Raw genomic sequence first — 18,503 nt, 5'->3', positions numbered from 1 at the left:
GTGAAGGCACTTCATGTCATCACCGGCCTCGGCGTCGGTGGCGCCGAGCAGCAACTGCGGCTGCTGCTGCGGCACTTGCCGGTCGACTGCGAGGTCGTGACGCTCACCAACCCGGGCGCGGTCGCCGACGGCCTGATCGCCGACGGGGTGCGGGTGACGCACCTCGGGATGGCCGGCAACCGGGATCTGGCCGCGCTGCCCCGGCTGGTCCGCCTGATCCGCTCCGGCGGCTACGACCTCGTCCACACCCACCTGTACCGGGCCTGTGTCTACGGCCGCCTCGCCGCCCGGCTCGCCGGGGTCCGGGCGGTCGTCGCCACCGAACACTCCCTGGGCGACTCCCAGATGGAGGGCCGCCGCCTCACCGCCGGCGTCCGCGGCCTCTACCTGGCCAGCGAGCGCCTCGGCCGCGCCACGGTCGCCGTCTCCCCCACGGTCGCCCAGCGCCTGAGGAACTGGGGGGTCCCCGCCCCCCGCATCGAGGTCGTCCCCAACGGCATCGACCTGACCCGCTTCCGCTTCGACCCCCTCCAGCGCCTCCACACCCGCCGCCGCCTCGGCCTGCCCGAGGAGGCGTACGTCATCGGCGGCATCGGACGCCTCACCGCGGGCAAGCGGTTCGGCACCCTCATCCACGCCCTCGCCCAACTTCCCGAGAACTGCTGGCTGTTGCTGGTCGGCGGCGGCCCGGACGAGAGCGTCCTGCGGCGCACCGCCCACGAGGCCGGCGTCGCCGACCGGGTCCTGTTCACCGGCGAACGGCCCTACGTCCCCGACGGCTCGCCCGGTCCCGATCTGCCGTCCCTCACCTGGGCGATGGACGTCCTCGCCTCGCCCTCGCCGGAGGAGGCGTTCGGCCTCGCGGTCGTCGAGGCGCTGGCCTCCGGGCTGCCGGTCCTCTACAGCTCCTGCCCCGCGATCGAGGACCTGCCCGCCGAGGCTGCCGCCCTCGCCCGCCAAGTCCGCGGCGGCGCCGACGAGTTCGCCCGCGCGATCGCCACGGCCCGCACCGAGGGCCCGCGTCCGCGCACCGCCCCCGAAGCCGCCCACCACTACTGCATCACCCGCAGCGCCGCCCAGCTGATGGACGTCTACGCGGCCGCATCCTCGTCGTCCCCGTCACCCCAGGGAGTCAGTTCCTCATGACCGAGAACCCCACCGGACCGCGCCGCCCGGCGGTCCTCACCCGCGCCAAGACGCTCCCCGCCTGGTCCCTGCTCGCGGCCGGCGCCGTCGCGGGCGGCCTGCTCGGCGGCGTGTACGGCCTCGCCAAGACGCCCACCTACACGGCGACCAGCTATGTCATCGCCGTCCCCACCGAGAAGTCCGACCCGGCGTCCGCGCTGGGCTTCGCGCAGGCATACGGCCGGGTCGCCACCCAGCTCGCGGTCCTCGGGGACGCTCAGGTGTGGGCGGGCGTGCCCGTGAAGACGCTGAAGTCCAGTGTGCAGACGGCGACTTCGCCGGACGCGCCGATGGTGGCGATCACGGCGACGTCCTCCCGTCCGGACCTGGCCGCCGACATGGCCAACGCGGTGGCCCGCGCCCTGACCCGGCACGCCGACAACACCGAGTCGGCCACCAACGTCGAGCTCCAGCAGTTCGCCCGCGCCACCAAGCCCACCGAGCCCTCCTCGGCCTCGCCCGTGCTGACCGGCCTGGTCGGGGCGAGCGCGGGCGGGCTCCTCGCCGGCCTGGTGCTGCTGGTCCGGCCGCGCCGCACCAGCGAGGAGCCGGGACGCCCGGCCTCCGTGCCCGGCCCGGCCGTCGCCGCCGACGCCCACGGCCAGCTGTGACGTACACGACGGAACTCGTCACCGACGACACCGTCTTCGCCGCCCTCGCCCCCGACTGGGCGCGCCTGTACCGCCGTTGCTCCGCCGCGACCCCGTTCCAGAGCCACGCCTGGCTGCACTCCTGGTGGCTCTCCTACGGCCGTCGCGGCCGGCTGCGCGTCCTCGTCGTGCGCGACCACGGCGACCTGGTGGCCGCCGCGCCCCTGATGCGCGTCCACCGTCCCGTGCCGTCGCTCGTGCCGCTGGGCGGGGCGATCTCCGACTACGGGGACGTCCTGCTGGACGACGAGCGGGGCGAGGAGGCGGTGGCCGCGCTGGCGGAGGGGCTCGCGGCGGCCGCCCGCACCGCGCTGGTCGACCTGCGCGAAGTGCGCCCCGGCGGCGCGGCCGAGCGGCTCTACGACCACTGGCCGGGCCTCCGGCGCCGGGTCGACGACTCGCTGTGCCTGGAGCTGCCCGCCGTACCCATGGACGAACTGGTCGCCCGGCTGCCGTCCGCCAAGGCCCAGCAGCGGGTGCGCGCCAAGCTGCGCAAGCTGACCTCGCTCGGCGTCGAACGGCACGTCGTCGAGCCGGACGAGGTCGACAAGGCACTGCGCCGGCTGCTGGAGCTGCATCAACTCCAGTGGCAGGGACGGAAGGTGACGAGCGAGCACCTGCGGTCCCGGTTCCGCGACCATCTGGTGCGCTCGGTCGGGCCGATGGTGGCGGAAGGGGACGCGGTCGTCACCGAGTTCCGGCTGGACGACGACGTGGTCGCCGTCGACCTGACCCTGCAGTCGCGGCGGCTGACGGGCGGCTATCTGTACGGCGCCCATCCGTGCCTGCGGGAACGCAAGGCGGACGTGGCGGTGATGTTGCTGGACGCGTGCACCGGACATGCCCGCGGCACGCTGAGCCTGCTGCGCGGCAACGAGCCGTACAAGCACCACTGGAAGCCCGAACCGGTCGCCAACCAGCGGCTGCTGCTGGCCCGCCGGCACACCGCCCCGCTGCTGGCGGCCGCGCTGTGCGACGTCGCGGCCCGCCGGCACGGCAAGGAGGTGCTGCGCCGGTGGCGCGAACGCGGCGGTGGCGGCGGATCGTGAACGACCCACCGCCACCGAGACTGCCTTCCGTCACCGGCTGCGCGACCACCAGTCGAAGCGCATGCACAGCTTCCCGCCGATCCAGTACTCGACCCACTCGCCCAGGTCCATCGGCGAACAGTTGGGCGGGTTGGTCGGGGTGGGGTCGGGGGTCGGCTCGGGCGTCGGGTCGACCGGCGTCGGTTCCGTCGTCGGCTCCTCGGGAGTGCGGCCGAAGAGGATCGACCGGTAGACGTCGGACGCCTTCGGGTTGTCCTCGCACTGCCACACGCCGTGCGGGCAGTAGTCGGTCAGCGTGTTGTACAGCGGCTTGTGCTCGTCCATCCACGCGAGCATGCGCCGCATGTATTCGGCGTTGTCACCGTTGCGGAAGAGTCCCCATTCAGGATAGGAAATTGCCTTGCCGTGGGATTTGGCGAAATCCACGTGCTCCTGAAGTCCGTAGGGCTCTTTCACCTGCTCGTCGAACGAGAGTCCTTCCGGCTGGTCGTACGAGTCCATGCCGATGATGTCGACGGTGTCGTCACCCGGATAGCACTTCGTCCAGGCGATCGCGTCCCGGCCCCGGCTGGGCGTGAAATCGAAGCGGAATTTCTGGCCCGGCACCGAACGCATGGTGGTGACGATCCTGTTCCAGTACGTCTTCCAGGCCTCCGGGTCCGGCCCGCAGCGATGGGTGTACGTGATGCCGTTCATCTCCCAGCCGAGCACGATCACCGTGTCCGGCACGTTCAGCTCGACCAGCCGCTCGGCGAGGCGGCGGAAGTGATCGTCGAACTGCCCCGCCGCGCCCCGGCGCAGCAGCAGCCGCACCTCGGCGTCGGAGACATGGTCCTCGTTGCGCTCCAGCATGGGGACGTTGAGGACGAACATCCGGTCGTCCTTCTCGTTGCGCCAGTCCGCCCACACGTCGAGGAAGCCGGGGGCGCCCTCGATGTTGCTCCAGCGGTCGCCGGGCAGATAGGTGTGGCCGACGCGCAGGTCGGCGCCGCCCAGCCAGCGGCTGAGCTCGGCCATCCGGGCCACGCCGCGCGGCCCGTAGTCGAGGTAGGCGCCGAAGGCGGGCACCTTGGGGGCGGGCTTGGTCTCGGGTTCGATCACGGGGTCGGCGGCCGGGGACGGCTCCGCCGGGACCGCGGGCACGGCGGGCGTGGGAGCGGGCGGATCGGCGGCCCCCACCCCCGCGGCGAATCCGGGCCCCGCGGCCAGGGCGGCGGACGCGGCGGTCGCCACCGCGATGAACGCCAGCCGACCGGTCCGGGCCCTTCGCTGCTGTGAGTCCATGCCTGCTCCTTTCTCACTCTCGCGCTCTGGGGACAGCTGAAACGCGTTACCTGACACTCAGTCATATGAATATGAACGACGCCACCGTGCTTACGGCTTTCGGGTGGCCCGATCGCCCGCACGGGTGAAACGACCGAAGGAATTGAATCCGTGTCGCTGTTCGACACCCGCGTCCCCGCCGTTCTGCTGCGGATCGACCGGAATCCCTTTCACCACGGAACGCTCGGAGCCGTGCGCTCGCTCGGCCGGGCCGGAGTGGAGGTGCATGTGATCGCGGATTCCACCGGAAGTCCGGTGTCCCGATCGCGTTTTGTACGGCAGCTCCATCCCCCGCCGCCCCCGGGCGCGCCCGCCGCCGACGTCGCCGTCGCCCTGCGCCGGATCGCCGCCCGGATCGCGCGCCCCGCGGTGCTGATCCCGATGGACGACGCGAGCGCGGTCGCGGTGAGCCGGCTGCGGGCGGAGCTGGCGCCCTCCTATCTGCTGCCCGCGACGCCGGGTCCGCTGGCCGAGCAGGTCGCCGACAAGGCGGAACTGGCCGCTCTGTGTGCGTCCGTGGACGTGCCGCATCCGCTCACGCTGATCCCGGACAGCCCCGCCGACGCCGCTGCCGCCGCCTGGCATCTCGGGCTGCCGGTGGTGGCGAAGTGGAGCCGCCCCTGGCTGCTGCCGGCCGGCAGCGGCCTGCGCAGCACGGTCCTGCTGCGTTCCGCACACGAGGCCGGCGAGCTGTACCGGCGCTCCGCGGAGGCGGGCAGCCGGCTGCTGCTCCAGGCGTTCCTGCCGCCGGAACCGGACGGCGACCTCTTCTGCCACGGGTACGCCGACCGCTCGGGCGCCGTCCGCGGCGGCGGTGCCGGCGTCAAGCTGCGGTCCTGGCCGCGCGGCGCCGGGTTGACGGCGGTGGGCCGGTGGACACCGGACCCGATCGTGCAGGAGCTCGCCGAACGCCTCACCGCCGAACTGGGCTACCGCGGCATCTTCGACCTCGACTTCCGCCGCGGCCCGGACGGCCACCCTCACCTCCTCGACTTCAACCCGCGCCCGGGCGCCCAGTTCCGGCTGTTCTGCGACACCGCCGAGCTGGACGTCGTGCGCGCCCTGCACCTGGACCTGACACACCGTCCGCTGCCGGACGGGGTGCCGCGGGCCGGGCGGGAGTTCGTGGTGGAGAACTACGCCCCGCTGACCGCGCTGCGCCCGGCGCCCGACGGCCGGGAGCCGGCCTGGTACGCCCGGGACGACCGGGGGCCGGGACTGGCGATGTGGGGACGGTGGGCCCGGCACGTGTCCCGGCGGGTCCTGGAGCGGTTGCGCGGGGTGTGCGCGCCGCCCGGTGAAGGGGCGGGCGCGCGTGTGGTGCGTCAGGGATCCTCGCCGGACCTGACCGGCCTGTCGGACGACGAGAAAGCGAGCAGCCGCTGATGTACGACCTGCTGGTGGTGGGCGCGGGCCCGTACGGCCTGTCCGTCGCGTCCCACGCCGCGGCCGCCGGGCTGCGGGTGGGCGTCTTCGGACGGCCCATGGCGTCCTGGCGCGACCACATGCCGCGCGGGATGTTCCTGAAGTCGGAGCCCTGGGCGTCCCACCTGTCCGACCCCGACCGCCGCCGGCGCCTCGACGTCTACTGCGCCGAGCGGGGCATGACGGCCCGGCACGGCGAGCCGATCCCGGTGGAGGTGTTCGCCGAGTACGGCCTGTGGTTCGCCCGCAACGCCTGTCCCGAGGTGGACGAGCGGATGGTGACCCGGGTGGCCCGGCGCGCGGGCGGCTTCGAGGCGGTGACGGACGACGGGGAGGTGGTGTCCGCCCGTACGGTCGCGCTCGCGGTCGGCGTCATGCCGTTCGTCGAGATCCCCGCCTCCCTCACCGGCCTCGACGCGTCGCTCGTGACACACAGCAGCCATCACAGCGACCTCGACCGCTTCCGGGACAAGGACGTCACGGTCGTCGGCGGCGGCCAGGCGGCGCTGGAGACGGCGGCGCTCCTCGCCGAACAGGGCACGCGGGTACGGGTGCTGGCCCGGACGGGGCAGCTGCGCTGGAACGACGTGCCCCCGCCGTGGGAGCGCCCGTGGTGGCGGTCGGCCCGCTCCCCGCACAGCGGCCTGGGCTGCGGCTGGCGGAACTGGTTCTACGCCGAGCGCCCCGGTCTCTTCCGCCGCCTCCCGGAGCCGACACGGGCGCGGATCGCAGCGACGGCGCTGGGCCCGGCGGGCGCCTGGTGGGTACGGGACCGATTCGAGCCGGCCGTGGAGGTGCGGCTGGGCCACGAGGTGGCGGCGGCACGTGCGGTGCCGGGCGGACTACGCCTGGACGTGACGGACGGCGCAGGCTCCGAGCACACCCTGGAGACCGAACACGTCATCGCCGCCACGGGTTTCAAGGCGACCACCGACCGCCTCACCCTCCTCCCCGCCGACCTGCGCACCGCCCTGGCCACGGCCGCCGACGGCTCCCCGCAGGTCACCCGGGACTTCGAGTCCCCCTCCCACCCCGGCCTGTTCCTGGCCGGCCTGACCACGGCCTCCGCCTTCGGCCCGGCGATGCGCTTCGTGCACGGCGCGACCTACACGGCGGCTGCACTCGTACGAGGGGTGCGGCGCCGCCTGCGAACGGGCCCGCCCCTGATCCCGGCACCGGGCCGGCACGGGACGCCGGAGACAGCCGGGCGATGAAGGGGCGCGGGTGCCGGACAGGGGGTCCGGCACCCGGCGCTTCAGCGGTGGGATGCGTTTCTGCCCCGGCGGTACAGGACGGCCCCGGCCGCGATCAGGGCGGCGCTGGCACCGGACGCGGCGAGCAGGGCCTCGCTGCTGGCGCCGGTGTCGGGCAGGTGGGGCGGCGGACTGTGGTGCCCGGGGGACGAGGGCTGGCCGCCGCCCGTGGGCGGCGTGTGCGTCGGGCTGGTCGACGGCTGGCCACCACCGTTCGGCGGCGTGTGCGTCGGCGTGGGCGTCGGCTGGCCACCACCGTTCGGCGGTGTCTGCGTCGGCGTGGGCGTCGGGTGGTCACCACCGTTCGGCGGCGTGTGCGTCGGCGTGGGGGTGGGGGTGTCCTCCCCGCCGTACGGCGGCGCCGTGTGCTCGTCGCCGTAGCCACCGCTGTCGCAGTCGTCGCCGAACGCGGGGTTGAGCCCGCTGATCACGTCCACGGTGTTCCCGCACGCGTTCACCGGCACGTCGACCGGCGCGCCGGCGTTGTTGCCGGAGCCCACGCCGGGCGAGCCCTCGGTGCGGCCGTGCGTCGAGGAACCGGAGCCGGTCGTGTCGTGCCCGGAGCCGTGTCCGGAGTCGCCGCCGCCGTACGGTCCCCCGTACGACCCGCCCCTGGAGGAACCCGAGTCGTTGGCACAGGAGTTGCCGAACGCGGGGTTCAACAGGGCGATGGCGTCCACCGAGTTGCCGCAGGCGTTGACCGGTGCGTCGACCGGGACCTGGACGTTGTTGCCGGACAGGACTCCCGGCGAACCCTTGGTCGCCCCGCTCGCGTCCGAGTCGGCGTGGACGGGGCTGCTGCCGCACAGGGACAGAATGCTTGTCGCGGCGGCCGCCGCGACCATTCCCCTACTCAGGGTCTGTCGCAATCTCGTTGTCTTCCTGCTTGAAGAAGTGGGAAAAGCCGGCCTTGGAAGGCAACGAAGCAGTCCAAGGCCGGCTGTCACATAGCCGGAGCGGCCGATGCGTTACGACGTCACTTGTTGATGCAGGTGTTGCCGAACGCGGGGTTCAGCAGGGCGATGATGTCGATCGAGTTGCCGCACACGTTGATCGGCACGTGGATCGGGACCTGGACCACGTTGCCCGAGAGAACGCCCGGCGAACCGAAGGCGGCACCCTCGGCACCCGCGTCGGCGAATGCGGGGGCGGCCATACCCAGGGCCATGATCGCGCCCGCGACGACAGCAGCGGTCTTCTTCATGAGCTATCCCTTCTCTGCGGTCATGCCCCAATGACGTGACCTGCAGGCTGTAAACGAGGGATAGACATCCAGGGAAACTACGGAACGTGTGGCGCCTGGTAATTCACTCGAACGCCTTCACAGAATTGACACCGGCCCCCCATACGAGGAGAAACGCTTCGCCTGAGTGGCGGAAAAAGGCCCGGGCAGCCTGCGGGGAATTCAGGCGGCCCGAGCCGTTCAGATCCGAGCTCTTTCGAGCGGAAGGATCAGTGGTTGCCCGTGCCGTTGCCCGCCAGGACGGAGATGTCGTCCAGGATGTGCGACACCGGCTCGTCACCCTTGGCCTGGGTGGAGTTGTCGGCGCACTGCTGGTTCTGCGGGGCCGACAGGATCGGCACGTCCTGGGCGACACCGACGGCGGCGATGATACCCAGGATGGCCTGGGCGTTGGCCTTCACCGGCACGCCGAGGCAGAGCTTGTTGGCGGTGCCCTGGACGAGCGTGGCCTGCGGGCTCATCTTGCCCTTGGTGATCGAGTTGCCGAACTTCGAGTGGGCCTCGTTGCCGCTGGCCGAGGTGGTGCCGTCGTTCCCGATGGCCATGGCCGGGGAGGCCGCACCGACGACGGAGGCGGCGACCGCCGCAGCGGCCATTGCCTTCTTCAGCATTTGGGTTTCCTTTCCTGGCGTGCATCACCACGACGCATGCTCCTGCCTCCGCATCAACCCCCTGCACGGGGAATGGTTTCGAGGCTTCACTCGATCGGGCCGCGTACGCACGGCGAATTAACGGAAAGGCCCGACCGGCCCGACTATCGGGTTCCACCCGCTTCCTTTGTGGGCCATCGGAGTGAATGTCAGGAACCATGCGGGTCCGGGGCAGTTGACCAGTGCGCTCCGGTGGACGGGGTTTCCTCAGAAGGGACTAGCAAGTGATCAAGAAGGTTCTGGCTTCCGCCGCGGTCGCCGCTTCCGTCGTCGGTGTCGCCTCCCCCGCCATGGCCATCGGGAACGACGGCACCACCTCCGCCAGTGGCAACGGTGCGCACCAGTCGTTCGGCAACTCGGCCACGTACGGCAACATGAGCCCGCAGATGGCGCTCATCCAGGGCTCGTTCAACAAGCCCTGCATCGGCCTGCCGGCCAAGGCGAACCTCCAGGGTCTCCTCGGCATCGCCGCCGTCGGCGTTCTGCAGGATGTGCCGATCCTGTCGGCGCCGCAGAACCAGCAGTGTGTCGAGAACTCCACGCAGGCCAAGGGCGACGAGCCGCTGTCGCACATCCTGGACGACATCTCCGTGCTGGCCGGCAACGGCAAGGACAACCACTGAGCCGTCCTCAGGGGCTCCGGTCGCTGAGCCTTGGGGCTGCAATCTGAGTCTGCGTCAGCGGGCCGCCGGTTTCCCGGCGGCCCGCTGTTTTAGCGTGCGTCGCGTGACGACGAAGAGAACCCTTTCTTCCCTGGCCATCCCCGTACTCGTCCTCGCCGCCGGCTCGACCCTGCTCGGCAGTGCCCCCTTCCCCGAGCGGCAGGCCCCCCGCCCCCTCAACATCGTGCTGATGGGTACGGACGGCCGGGACACCATCACCGCCGCCGAGAAGCGCGAGTTCCACGCCGGTGGCATCGCCTGCAACTGCACCGACGTCCTGATGCTGGTGCACGTCTCCGCGCGCCGGGACCGGGTCAGCGTGGTGAGCATGCCGCGTGACTCCTACGCGGACATCCCGCCGTACCGCGACTCCGACAGCGGCGAGGAGCGCGGCCCGCATCCCTCGAAGATCAACGGCGCGTACGCCGAGGGCGGTCCCGCGCTCACCGTGAACACGGTCGAGTCGATGACCGGGGTGCGGATCGATCGCTTCCTCCAGGTGGACTTCCGGCGTTTCATCGACGCCGTGAACGAGGTCGGCGGGGTGGAGGTGTGCACACCGCGGACGTTGAAGGACTCGGCCACCAAGCTGAACCTCAAGCCCGGCAAACACCGCCTGAAGGGCGGGCCGGCGTTGCAGTACGTGCGCTCCCGCCATGTCGACGGCAGTGCCGACCTCGGGCGGATCCAGCGCCAGCAGCGGTTCCTGGTGAACGCCCTGCGCGGGCTGAAGGCGAAGAAGGTGCTGACCGACCCGGTGGGCATGGCGCGGGTGGTGGAGACGCTGCTCGGGTCCGGGAAGGTCGAGCAGGGCTTCGCCGCGGGCGAGCTGGTGCAGCTGGCGGCGGCGCTGGACAAGGTGCCCGCGCGGGCCCTGGAGTTCACGACCGTGCCGATCGCCGGGTTCAACGCGACCAGGCCGGACATCGGCTCGACGCTGGCCTGGGACCGCAAGCGCGCGGACGCGATGTTCGACAAGCTGCGCGCCGACCGGCCGCTGCTGAAGGCCGACGCCGACCCCAAGCCCAAGGACCCGCCCGGCCTGATGGGTTACGCCCCGGTGCGGGGCAGCCGGTTCGCCTGCAAGTGAGCGCGGCGGGGGCGCCCGGACGGCCCGGACACGCGCTGGGCCAATCGGGGCAAAGAGCGCAACCCCGGCCGGGGTGCGCCCGTTGACGATCACGCAGCTCCTCACCGGAGTCCGCTTCTCGAAGGGAATGAACATGAAGAAGCTGTGGGCAACCGCGGCTATCGCCGCCACCGTTGTCGGCGCCGGCTCCCCCGCCATGGCCATCGGTGACGACGGCACCACGTCCGCCAGCGGCAACGGCGCCTCGCAGGAGTTCGGCAACTCGGCGACCTTCGGCGACATGAGCCCGCAGCTCTCGCTGGTCCAGGGTTCGCTGAACAAGCCCTGTGTCGGCCTGCCTGCGAAGCTGAACGCCCAGGGCCTCCTCGGCATCGTCGCCGTCGGTGTGCTCCAGGACGTTCCGATCCTGTCGGCGCCGCAGAACCAGCAGTGTGTCGAGAACTCCACCCAGGCCAAGGGTGACGAGCCGCTGTCGCACATCCTGGACGACATCTCGGCCCTCTCCGGCAACGGCCAGGGCAACGGCTGATCCTCGGATCTCCCGCCGCGGCGGGTCACCGGTTCCTCCGGTGGCCCGCCGTTCGGCTGTTCCGGCAGGTGCGGCTACTTCTGCTTGCGGTAGAGCGCCTCGATCTCCTCGGCGTACGCCGCGAGGACCGCGTGCCGCTTGACCTTCAGGGACGGCGTGAGCAGGCCGTTGTCCTCGCTGAACTCGCCCTCGACGAGGGTGAAGGCGCGGATCGACTCGGCGCGCGAGACGGCCTCGTTGGCGTGGTCCACGGCTTTCTGGACGGCGGCGCGCAGCGCGGGGTCGCGGACGAGTTCGGACAGCGGGGTGTCGGCGGGGCGTTTGCGGACCGCCAGCCAGTGGGCGACCGCGTCGGGGTCGAGGGTGATCAGGGCGGCGACGAAGGGGCGGTTGTCGCCGACGACGAGGCACTGGCCGACCGGCGAGCGGCTGCGCAGCCGGTCCTCCAGGACGGCCGGTGAGACGTTCTTGCCGCCGGAGGTGACGAGGATGTCCTTCTTGCGGCCGGTGATGGTGAGATAGCCGTCCTCGTCGAGGGAGCCGAGGTCGCCGGTGGCGAACCAGTCGTCCTGGAGCACGGCGTCGGTGGCGGCCGGGTTGTTCCAGTACGCGCCGAAGACGATGCCGCCCTTGATGAGCACCTCACCGTCGTCGGCGATGCGGACCGCGGTGCCGGGGACCGGGATGCCGACCGTGCCGGGGCGGGGGCGCAGGGGCGGGACGATCGTGGCGGCCGCGCTCGTCTCGGTCAGGCCGTAGCCCTCGTAGACGATGATCCCGGCGGCGTAGAAGAACAGGTTGAGGTCGCGGTCGAGCGGGGAGCCGCCGCTGATGGCGTAGCGCATGCGGCCGCCGAGCTCCTTGCGGACCCGGCGGTAGACCAGCAGGTCGTACAGGGCCCAGGCGGCGTAGAGGCCGGGGCCGGGGCCCTTGCCGCGGTCGAGGAACTTCTCCAGGTAGCGCTCGCCGAAGCGGACGGCGATGCGGTCGGCGCGGTCGAAGGAGGCGGCGCGGCCCATCTTCTCGGCGGTGGCGCGGCCGGTGTCGTGGATCTTCTCGAAGAGGTACGGGACGCCGACGAGGAAGGTGGGGCGGAACTCCTTGAGGGCGGGCCGGAGTTCGTCGGGCTTGATGCTCGGGCAGTGGCCGATCTCGATGCGGGCCATCAGGCAGGCGATCTGGAGGGTGCGGCCGAGGATGTGGGCGAGCGGGAGGAAGAGCAGGGTCGAGGCGACCTGGCGGGTGACCTCCTTGAAGATGGGGTGGAGCAGCTCGACGGTGTTGGCGGCCTCGGCGTACAGGTTGGCGTGGGTGAGGACGCAGCCCTTGGGTTTTCCGGTGGTGCCGGAGGTGTAGCAGATCGTCGCGACGGTGTCGGGGGTCAGGCTCGTGCGGCGCTTGGTGACCTCCTCGTCGGGGAGGTCGCGGCCGAGTTCTTCGAGTTCGGCCAGGCCTTGGGCTTCCAACTGCCAGATGCGCGGCAGCTCTTGGTGGCGGGCGGTGCCGGTCGTCACCGTGACGGCGTTCTCCGCGGTCTCGGTGATGACGTGGCGGGCGCCCGAGTCGCGGACGATCCACTCCACCTGCTCCGCCGAGGAGGTGGCGTAGATCGGGACGCTCTGGCCGCCCGCCGCCCAGATCGCGAAGTCCAGGACCGTCCACTCGTAGCGGGTGCGGGACATCACCGCGACGCGGCCGCCGGGTTCGAGGCCCGCCGCGATCAATCCCTTGGCCACGGCGGTGACTTCGCGGGCGAACGCGGCGGCCGTGACGGGCTGCCAGGTGGTCCCCCGCTTGCGGCGCAGGACCACCGTGCCGGGGGCCTCGGCCGCGTTGGTGAACGGGATGTCGGCGGTGCTGCCGGTCGGGGCGGGCGGCGCGAGGGGGGTGGTGCGGGCCTCGCGGACCACTCCCCTCTCGTCCCTGACGATCTCGACCTTGGTGCGGTTCGCCAGGTCGGTGCGCTGTTTCGCCCGCTTCAGATCCTTGCGTACGCCCATGACGGCTCCCCGGTCGGCGCTGACTGGGACGTCAACTTACTCACGCGTAAGGAAAGGTCAATGGGGCCGGCAGCACCTGGACTGGTGTGCGAGTCAGTCGCGGAGGCGCTGGGCGTCCTCGATCGTGGCGGCCAGTTGTGAGACGTCCTCGTCCTCCGTGGTCCGTGCCAAGTCCCGGGCCTGTTCGCTCAGTTCGGACAGGGAGGGGCAGCCGGGCAGCGAGGTGCGGTCGCCGTCGGTGGAGCGGAGGGTGTCGGCGAAGTAGGCGGCCAGGGTGGTGACTTGGAAGCGGGAGCCGGCCTGGTGAACCGAGGTGTCCAGGGCGTCGGTCTCCAACTGGCCTGATTCCTCGTGGGGATCGCGGGTGTCGGGGTCGAGCCAGCGGACGCTCGCCGTGGCGAGGTGGCCGTCGGCGCCCTCCTTGGTGCGGACGGCGTACAGGGCGGTGACGGTGTGGCCGGGGCCGACCTCGCCGCCGTCGACGCTGTCGTCACGGAAGTCGTCGTCGGCGACCTTGCGGTTGTCGTAGCCGACCAGGCGGAACTCCTCGACCGTCTCCGGGTCGAAGGCGACCTGGGCCTTGGCGTCGCGGGCGGTCAGGTCGATGTTCTGCGGGAGCTGCTCGACGAAGACCTTGCGGGCGTCCTCGTCGTCGGAGACGTACGCGGTGTGGCCGTCGCCCTTGTCGGCGAGCTCCTCCATCAGTGCGTCGCCGTAGTCGCTGCCGACGCCGACGCCGAAGAGGGTGATGCCGTGCTCGCGGCGCTCGCTCGCGATGCGTTCGAGGATGGTCTCCGAGTCGGTGTCGCCGGTGTTGGCGAGGGCGTCGGAGATGAGGACGACGCGGTTGGTGGCGCCGTCACGCAGGCCGTCCTCGGCGGTCTCGTAGCCGGTCTCGACGCCCGCGCCGAGGTTGGTGGAGTCGGTGGGCTCCAGGCTGTCGATCGCGTCGTGGACGTCGTCGCGGTTGCCGTCGAGACGGGTCATCGGCAGGACCCGCTCGGCCTCGTCGCTGAAGGTGACGATCGCGACGGAGTCGTCGTCGCGGAGCTGGTCCGTCATCGTGTCCAGGGAGTCCTTGGCCAGGTCGAGGCGGCCCGGTTCGCCCATCGAGCCGGAGATGTCGATGACGAAGGTCAGTGCGGCGGGCGGACGGTCGTCGGGATCCCCGGCGCTGCGGGTGGCGAGGCCGACGCGGACCAGGGACCAGTCGTCCTCGGTGGTGCGGGCGCCGTCCACGGTGACCGTGAAGCCGTTGCCGTCGGGGCGGTCGTAGTCCTGGCGGAAGCTGTTGACGAACTCCTCCGGCCGGACCGTCGACGGGTCGGGCAGCCGGCCGTCGGCGAGGGTGCGGCGAGCGTAGCCGTACGAGGCTGTGTCGACGTCGAGGGCGAAGGTGGAGAGGTAGTCGGGCGACGGGGCCACCTCGCGGGAGTCGTCCTGCGAGCCGTCGTCCGGGCTGCTGTGCTGTTCGCCGCCGGGCGCGGGGGCGTATCCCCTGCCCGAGCTGTCCGACGCCTTGCCGCTGCCGCTGTCGTCCGTGCCGCTGCAACCTGTCAGCAGCAGACCGCTCGCCGCGGTCACCGCGAGCAACGCCACGCGCAGGCGTCGTATTCGATACCGCTCCATCTTCCGTGCCCCCTTGGTCCGTTGACGTCGACTTCTGTGACTGTGACGGGCCAGGGGGCCGGAACGTGCGCTACGGAGCGTTGCGGAAGTGTCTCGAAGAGGGCACGGTGCAGGGCCGTTGAGACCGGTATGCGATCTTCCGTTGACCTAGGAGACCACGTCCTTGCGGGCGAAACCGCGGAAGGCCAGCGCGAACAGCACGAGGGCGTACGTTACCGAGACCGCGGTGCCCTGGATCATGCCGGACCACTCCATGCTGGGCTGTACGGCGTCCGCCCACGCGAACTGCCAGTGCGCGGGCAGGAAGTCACGCCAGTCGCCGAGGGCGGTCACCGCGTCCAGGACGTTACCGACGATCGTCAGGCCCACCGCACCGCCGACCGCGCCGAGCGGGGCGTCGGTGCGGGTGGACAGCCAGAACGCCAGTCCGGCTGTGACGAGTTGGGACACGAAGATGAACGCTACGACGATCACGAGTCGTCCGGCCGCCGTGCCGGGCGAGAGGGCACCGCCGGTCGGGATCTCCAGCGAACCCCAGCCGTACGCGGCCGTGCCCACCGCCAGCGCCACCACCGGCAGCAGGATCATCGCGGCCAGGCTCAGGCCGAGGCCGACGACGAGCTTGGACCAGAGGAGGCGGGCCCGGGGTACGGGCGCCGCGAGGAGATAGCGCAGGGAGGACCAACCCGCCTCCGACGCGACCGTGTCCCCGCAGAACAGGGCGACCGGGATGACCAGCAGGAAGCCCGCGGACACGAACAGGTTGACGGCGGCGAAGTTGGCGCCGGACGCCGTCGCCGTGTCCATCAGGGAGACGGTGTTGTTGCGGCCGCCGGGCTCGCCGCCGATCGCGAACGCGATCAGCAGCACGAAGGGGAGGGCGGCGAGGATGCCGAACATCACCATCGTGCGGCGGCGTTTTAGTTGGCGGACCAGCTCTACGCGGAGGGGGAGGGTGTGGCGTGCCGTGTAACCGGAGGCCGTTTCGGTGAGCGTGGTCATGCGGAGCCTCCGATCAGGGTGAGGAAGGCGTCTTCCAGGCGGCGGTGGGGGCCCAGGGAGGCGACCGGTACTTCTAGGCGAACCAGGTCCACGAGAAGGGTGGCGGCGGGTTGTTGTTCGGCTGCGGGCTCGTCGTGGCTTGGCGCGCAGTTCCCCGCGCCCCTGAGCGGCGACGATCCCAGGCGCACCAAGAGGCCACCCTCTGTCCTCGTTGCCGAAGCGACCTGCGGCAGAGCCGCCACCTTCTCCACCAAGGGATCGTCGATGTCGGCCGCCAGGCCGACCAGCAGCGTGTCGCCCGCGCCGATGATCTCTGCCACCGGGCCCGTCTGGACCAGTTGGCCTCGGTCCATCACCACCAGGTGGGTGCAGGTCTGTTCTACCTCGGCCAGGAGGTGGCTGGAGACTATGACCGTGCGTCCTGCCGCCGCGTAACGGATCATCACCTCGCGCATCTCGCGGATCTGTGGCGGGTCGAGGCCGTTGGTCGGTTCGTCGAGGATGAGGAGGTCGGGGAGGCCGAGCATGGCCTGGGCGATGGCCAGGCGCTGGCGCATGCCCTGGGAGTAGGTGCGGACCGCGCGGGCCAGCGCGTCGCCGAGGCCCGCGATCTCCAACGCCTCGTCCAGGTGGGCGTCCTCGGGCGGGCGGCCGGTCGCCGCCCAGTACAGCTCCAGGTTCTCCCGGCCGGACAGGTGCGGCAGGAAGCCCGCGCCCTCGACGAAGGCGCCGACCCGGGAGAGCACCGGGGCGCCCGGGCGGATGGCGTGGCCGAAGACGCGGATCTCGCCGCCGTCCGGCTTGATCAGGCCCATCAGCATGCGCAGGGACGTGGTCTTGCCGGCACCGTTCGGGCCGAGGAGCCCCAGGACCTGGCCCTTCTCGACGCGGAAGGAGAGGTCGCGGACGCTGTAGCGGTCGCTGCCCGGGTACTTCTTGCTCAAGTCCATGATCTGGAGCGGGACTTCGGCCAGCTCCGGGTCCGGGGCGGGGGTGGCCGTGCGACGGCGGGCCGTCAGGAGCAGGGTCAGGGCGACGATCGCGCCCGCGAGCGGCAGCCACCAGACCCAGGAGGGCAGCGGGGCGGCGGCGGTCTCCACGCCGGGGGCGGTCGGGACCGTCAGGTCGCCCTTCAGGGAGACGGTGTACGTCGCCGGGGCCGCCGGGGAGGCGTAGCCGAGGTCCGTGGAGGCGAGGACCAGGCGGAGCCGGTGGCCGTTCTCGATCTTGTGGTCGATCGCCGGGAGGGTGACGGTCACGTCCTTGCCGGACTTGGCGCCCTCGACGCGCAGGGGCATCACCAGCTGGGAGGGCAGCACTTGCTGTGTGCCGCCGGGGCCGACGTCGTACAGCTTGGCGAACAGGACGGCGTCGTCGGACGTGGACTGCACGTGGACCGTGGCCGTCGGGGCGCCGGTGATGCGGAGGTCGTCGGTGACCGGCGCGGACTCGAACTGGGCGTACTGGCCCGGGAAGTCCAGGGAGACGCCGACGCCGAGGGAGGAGAGCTGGGCGAGGCCGCCCGCGCTGCCGAGGCCGGGGAGGGCGGAGACGCCGGGCGGGTTGGCGCCGGCCGGGTTGGTGACCCGCTGCTCCTCGCGGCCGGTGAGGGTGAACGTGCGGTCGCCGCTGTGCAGGCCGGGGTAGGTGTCGGAGCTCGCGCCCCTGAGCTGGGCGGCGCCGTCGGTGGAGTCGACGCCTCCGGTGCGGGTGACGCGGAAGGCGGGGCCGGTGTCGACCCCCGTGTCCTTCTTGAGGTAGCGGTCGAACCAGGACTCCGTGCGGGCCTGGACGCGGCTGCCCTCCATGTCGCCGCCGTCGTGGCCGCCCGCGATCCAGTCGACGTCGACGGGGGCGCCGTTGGCCTTGATCGCCTTCGCGGCGGCGTCGGACTGGTCGAGGGTGAAGAGGGAGTCGGTCTGGCCCTGGAAGAGCAGGGTGGGGACCTTGATCTTGTCGCCGACCGCGGAGGGGGAGCGTTCGGTGAGCATCTTCTCGGCGGCAGCGTCCGGGGTGCCGGACTCGGCGACCCGGTCGTACATCGCGCAGATCTGCTTCTCGAACTTGTCGCAGCCGCCGCCGGTGTTCACGAAGATGCCGGCCCAGAGCTTCTTGAAGACGCCGTTCGGGAACAGGGCGTCCGAGAGGTTCCAGTACGTGATCGCGGGGGCGATGGCGTCCACGCGGTCGTCGTGGCCCGCGGTGAGGAGGGCGATGGCTCCGCCGTAGGAGGCGCCCGCCATGCCCACGCGCGGGTCGCCCTTCTTGTCGAGCTGGACCTGGGGCTGCCGCGCCAGCCAGTCGATGAGCTTCGAGACGTCGGCGACCTCGGCGTCGGGGTCGTTGAGGCCGATCTTGCCGGTCGACCTGCCGAAGCCTCTCGCCGACCAGGTGAGGACCGCGTAGCCGTCCCGGGCGAGGTCCTCGGCCTGTTGGCGTACGTCGTCCTTGGAGCCGCCGAAGCCGTGGCCCAGCAGGACGGCCGGGCGGCGCCCGGAGCCTCCCGAGACGAAGTACGAGGTGTCTATGCGGACGCCGTTCACCGCCATGACCTGGTCGGTCGCGCGCACCGGGGACGGGTCGTCGTCGGCGACCGCCGTCCAGGTACCGGCCCCCGCGAGTACGACGACGGCGGCCCCGGCGGCCAGCAGTCGCCGGGGCCGCCGCGGCAGCCCTCGCAGTCGAAGATCCATGCTTCAACGGTACGGGCTGAAGCTGTCGGGGAGTTATCGACCACAGACCGAACCGGCCGACCTCCCACGGGCGTACGCCTGTCCTCGCGTGTACCGCGGTCGAAGTACGAGGAACAGTGT

At 71.6% G+C, this 18,503-nt stretch carries 16 protein-coding genes; 8 read left to right on the top strand and 8 right to left on the bottom strand.

What is annotated here, in order from left to right:
• From IQ210_RS01855 to IQ210_RS01845, 3 genes are read left to right on the top strand one after another with little or no spacing between them, the layout of a single operon-like run.
• Positions 1-1,146 (top strand): glycosyltransferase, encoded by a 1,146-nt coding sequence (locus IQ210_RS01855; RefSeq protein ID WP_194076098.1) that lies wholly within the window; start codon positions 1-3, stop codon positions 1,144-1,146.
• The gene (locus IQ210_RS01850) at positions 1,143-1,796 is read left to right on the top strand and encodes a YveK family protein (RefSeq protein WP_194076095.1); all 654 of its coding nucleotides are present in this window, start codon (positions 1,143-1,145) and stop codon (positions 1,794-1,796) included. Before IQ210_RS01855 ends, IQ210_RS01850 begins: the two co-directional genes overlap by 4 nt.
• Positions 1,793-2,884 carry a GNAT family N-acetyltransferase gene (locus IQ210_RS01845; protein ID WP_194076092.1) on the top strand — a complete coding sequence of 364 codons (1,092 nt, stop codon included), beginning with the start codon at positions 1,793-1,795 and terminating at the stop codon, positions 2,882-2,884. Before IQ210_RS01850 ends, IQ210_RS01845 begins: the two co-directional genes overlap by 4 nt.
• A gap of 30 nt (positions 2,885-2,914) precedes the next feature.
• Here the strand turns inward: IQ210_RS01845 and IQ210_RS01840 are convergent, their stop codons facing one another.
• Complete coding sequence (locus IQ210_RS01840; protein WP_194076089.1) at positions 2,915-4,168, bottom strand: glycoside hydrolase family 26 protein; 1,254 nt, start codon at positions 4,166-4,168, stop codon at positions 2,915-2,917.
• Between the two features lie 150 nt (positions 4,169-4,318).
• Between IQ210_RS01840 and IQ210_RS01835 the strand changes: the two genes are divergently transcribed.
• Together IQ210_RS01835 and IQ210_RS01830 are read left to right on the top strand one after the other, a co-directional pair.
• Positions 4,319-5,593 carry a carboxylate--amine ligase gene (locus IQ210_RS01835; RefSeq protein WP_194076086.1) on the top strand — a complete coding sequence of 425 codons (1,275 nt, stop codon included), beginning with the start codon at positions 4,319-4,321 and terminating at the stop codon, positions 5,591-5,593.
• Positions 5,593-6,846 carry an NAD(P)-binding domain-containing protein gene (locus IQ210_RS01830; protein WP_194076083.1) on the top strand — a complete coding sequence of 418 codons (1,254 nt, stop codon included), beginning with the start codon at positions 5,593-5,595 and terminating at the stop codon, positions 6,844-6,846. Before IQ210_RS01835 ends, IQ210_RS01830 begins: the two co-directional genes overlap by 1 nt.
• A gap of 41 nt (positions 6,847-6,887) precedes the next feature.
• Here the strand turns inward: IQ210_RS01830 and IQ210_RS48165 are convergent, their stop codons facing one another.
• The 3 genes from IQ210_RS48165 to IQ210_RS01815 form a co-directional block, all read right to left on the bottom strand.
• Positions 6,888-7,754 (bottom strand): chaplin, encoded by an 867-nt coding sequence (locus tag IQ210_RS48165; RefSeq protein ID WP_228046689.1) that lies wholly within the window; start codon positions 7,752-7,754, stop codon positions 6,888-6,890.
• A 107-nt stretch (positions 7,755-7,861) separates the two neighbouring features.
• Positions 7,862-8,089: a chaplin ChpD gene (gene chpD, locus IQ210_RS01820; protein ID WP_194076078.1), complete on the bottom strand. Its 228-nt coding sequence runs from the start codon at positions 8,087-8,089 to the stop codon at positions 7,862-7,864.
• Between the two features lie 248 nt (positions 8,090-8,337).
• Positions 8,338-8,739, bottom strand: coding sequence for a rodlin (locus tag IQ210_RS01815; protein WP_194076076.1), 402 nt, complete (start codon positions 8,737-8,739; stop codon positions 8,338-8,340).
• 263 nt (positions 8,740-9,002) lie between these two features.
• On the opposite strand from IQ210_RS01815, the gene IQ210_RS01810 reads away from it, so the two are divergent.
• The 3 genes from IQ210_RS01810 to IQ210_RS01800 all read left to right on the top strand — a co-directional run bounded on the left by IQ210_RS01810 (position 9,003) and on the right by IQ210_RS01800 (position 11,059).
• Positions 9,003-9,401 (top strand): rodlin, encoded by a 399-nt coding sequence (locus IQ210_RS01810; protein WP_194076074.1) that lies wholly within the window; start codon positions 9,003-9,005, stop codon positions 9,399-9,401.
• A gap of 103 nt (positions 9,402-9,504) precedes the next feature.
• Complete coding sequence (locus IQ210_RS01805) at positions 9,505-10,530, top strand: LCP family protein (protein ID WP_322656297.1); 1,026 nt, start codon at positions 9,505-9,507, stop codon at positions 10,528-10,530.
• A gap of 133 nt (positions 10,531-10,663) precedes the next feature.
• Entirely contained in the window at positions 10,664-11,059 is a 396-nt protein-coding gene (locus IQ210_RS01800) for a rodlin (protein WP_194077037.1), read from the top strand.
• Positions 11,060-11,133: 74 nt separating this feature from the next.
• Here IQ210_RS01800 and IQ210_RS01795 read toward each other — a convergent pair whose 3' ends face one another.
• From IQ210_RS01795 to IQ210_RS01780, 4 genes are all read right to left on the bottom strand, one after another.
• Complete coding sequence (locus IQ210_RS01795; protein WP_194076072.1) at positions 11,134-13,059, bottom strand: AMP-dependent synthetase/ligase; 1,926 nt, start codon at positions 13,057-13,059, stop codon at positions 11,134-11,136.
• Between the two features lie 93 nt (positions 13,060-13,152).
• Positions 13,153-14,688: a vWA domain-containing protein gene (locus IQ210_RS01790; RefSeq protein ID WP_194076069.1), complete on the bottom strand. Its 1,536-nt coding sequence runs from the start codon at positions 14,686-14,688 to the stop codon at positions 13,153-13,155.
• A 147-nt stretch (positions 14,689-14,835) separates the two neighbouring features.
• Positions 14,836-15,690 (bottom strand): ABC transporter permease, encoded by an 855-nt coding sequence (locus IQ210_RS01785; RefSeq protein ID WP_194076067.1) that lies wholly within the window; start codon positions 15,688-15,690, stop codon positions 14,836-14,838.
• A complete protein-coding gene (locus IQ210_RS01780; RefSeq protein WP_194076064.1) occupies positions 15,687-18,383 on the bottom strand; it encodes an alpha/beta fold hydrolase in 2,697 nt (898 codons plus the stop codon). Before IQ210_RS01780 ends, IQ210_RS01785 begins: the two co-directional genes overlap by 4 nt.
• Between the last annotated feature and the right edge of the window lie 120 nt (positions 18,384-18,503).

The organism is Streptomyces justiciae (assembly GCF_015163075.1).
GTDB lineage: Bacteria > Actinomycetota > Actinomycetes > Streptomycetales > Streptomycetaceae > Streptomyces > Streptomyces justiciae.
The sequence above is the reverse complement of the archived record's forward strand: the minus strand, read 5'-3'. Positions and strand labels throughout refer to the sequence as shown.

Bases quoted from the DNA above. Each gene is read 5' to 3' on its own strand.
- IQ210_RS01850 (WP_194076095.1), top strand. From the start codon at position 1,143: ATGACCGAGAACCCCACCGGACCGCGCCGCCCGGCGGTCCTCACCCGC.
- IQ210_RS01815 (WP_194076076.1), bottom strand. From the start codon at position 8,739: ATGCTGAAGAAGGCAATGGCCGCTGCGGCGGTCGCCGCCTCCGTCGTC.
- IQ210_RS01830 (WP_194076083.1), top strand. From the start codon at position 5,593: ATGTACGACCTGCTGGTGGTGGGCGCGGGCCCGTACGGCCTGTCCGTC.
- IQ210_RS01790 (WP_194076069.1), bottom strand. From the start codon at position 14,688: ATGGAGCGGTATCGAATACGACGCCTGCGCGTGGCGTTGCTCGCGGTG.
- IQ210_RS01800 (WP_194077037.1), top strand. From the start codon at position 10,664: ATGAAGAAGCTGTGGGCAACCGCGGCTATCGCCGCCACCGTTGTCGGC.
- IQ210_RS01780 (WP_194076064.1), bottom strand. From the start codon at position 18,383: ATGGATCTTCGACTGCGAGGGCTGCCGCGGCGGCCCCGGCGACTGCTG.
- IQ210_RS01795 (WP_194076072.1), bottom strand. From the start codon at position 13,059: ATGGGCGTACGCAAGGATCTGAAGCGGGCGAAACAGCGCACCGACCTG.
- IQ210_RS01785 (WP_194076067.1), bottom strand. From the start codon at position 15,690: ATGACCACGCTCACCGAAACGGCCTCCGGTTACACGGCACGCCACACC.
- chpD (WP_194076078.1), bottom strand. From the start codon at position 8,089: ATGAAGAAGACCGCTGCTGTCGTCGCGGGCGCGATCATGGCCCTGGGT.
- IQ210_RS01840 (WP_194076089.1), bottom strand. From the start codon at position 4,168: ATGGACTCACAGCAGCGAAGGGCCCGGACCGGTCGGCTGGCGTTCATC.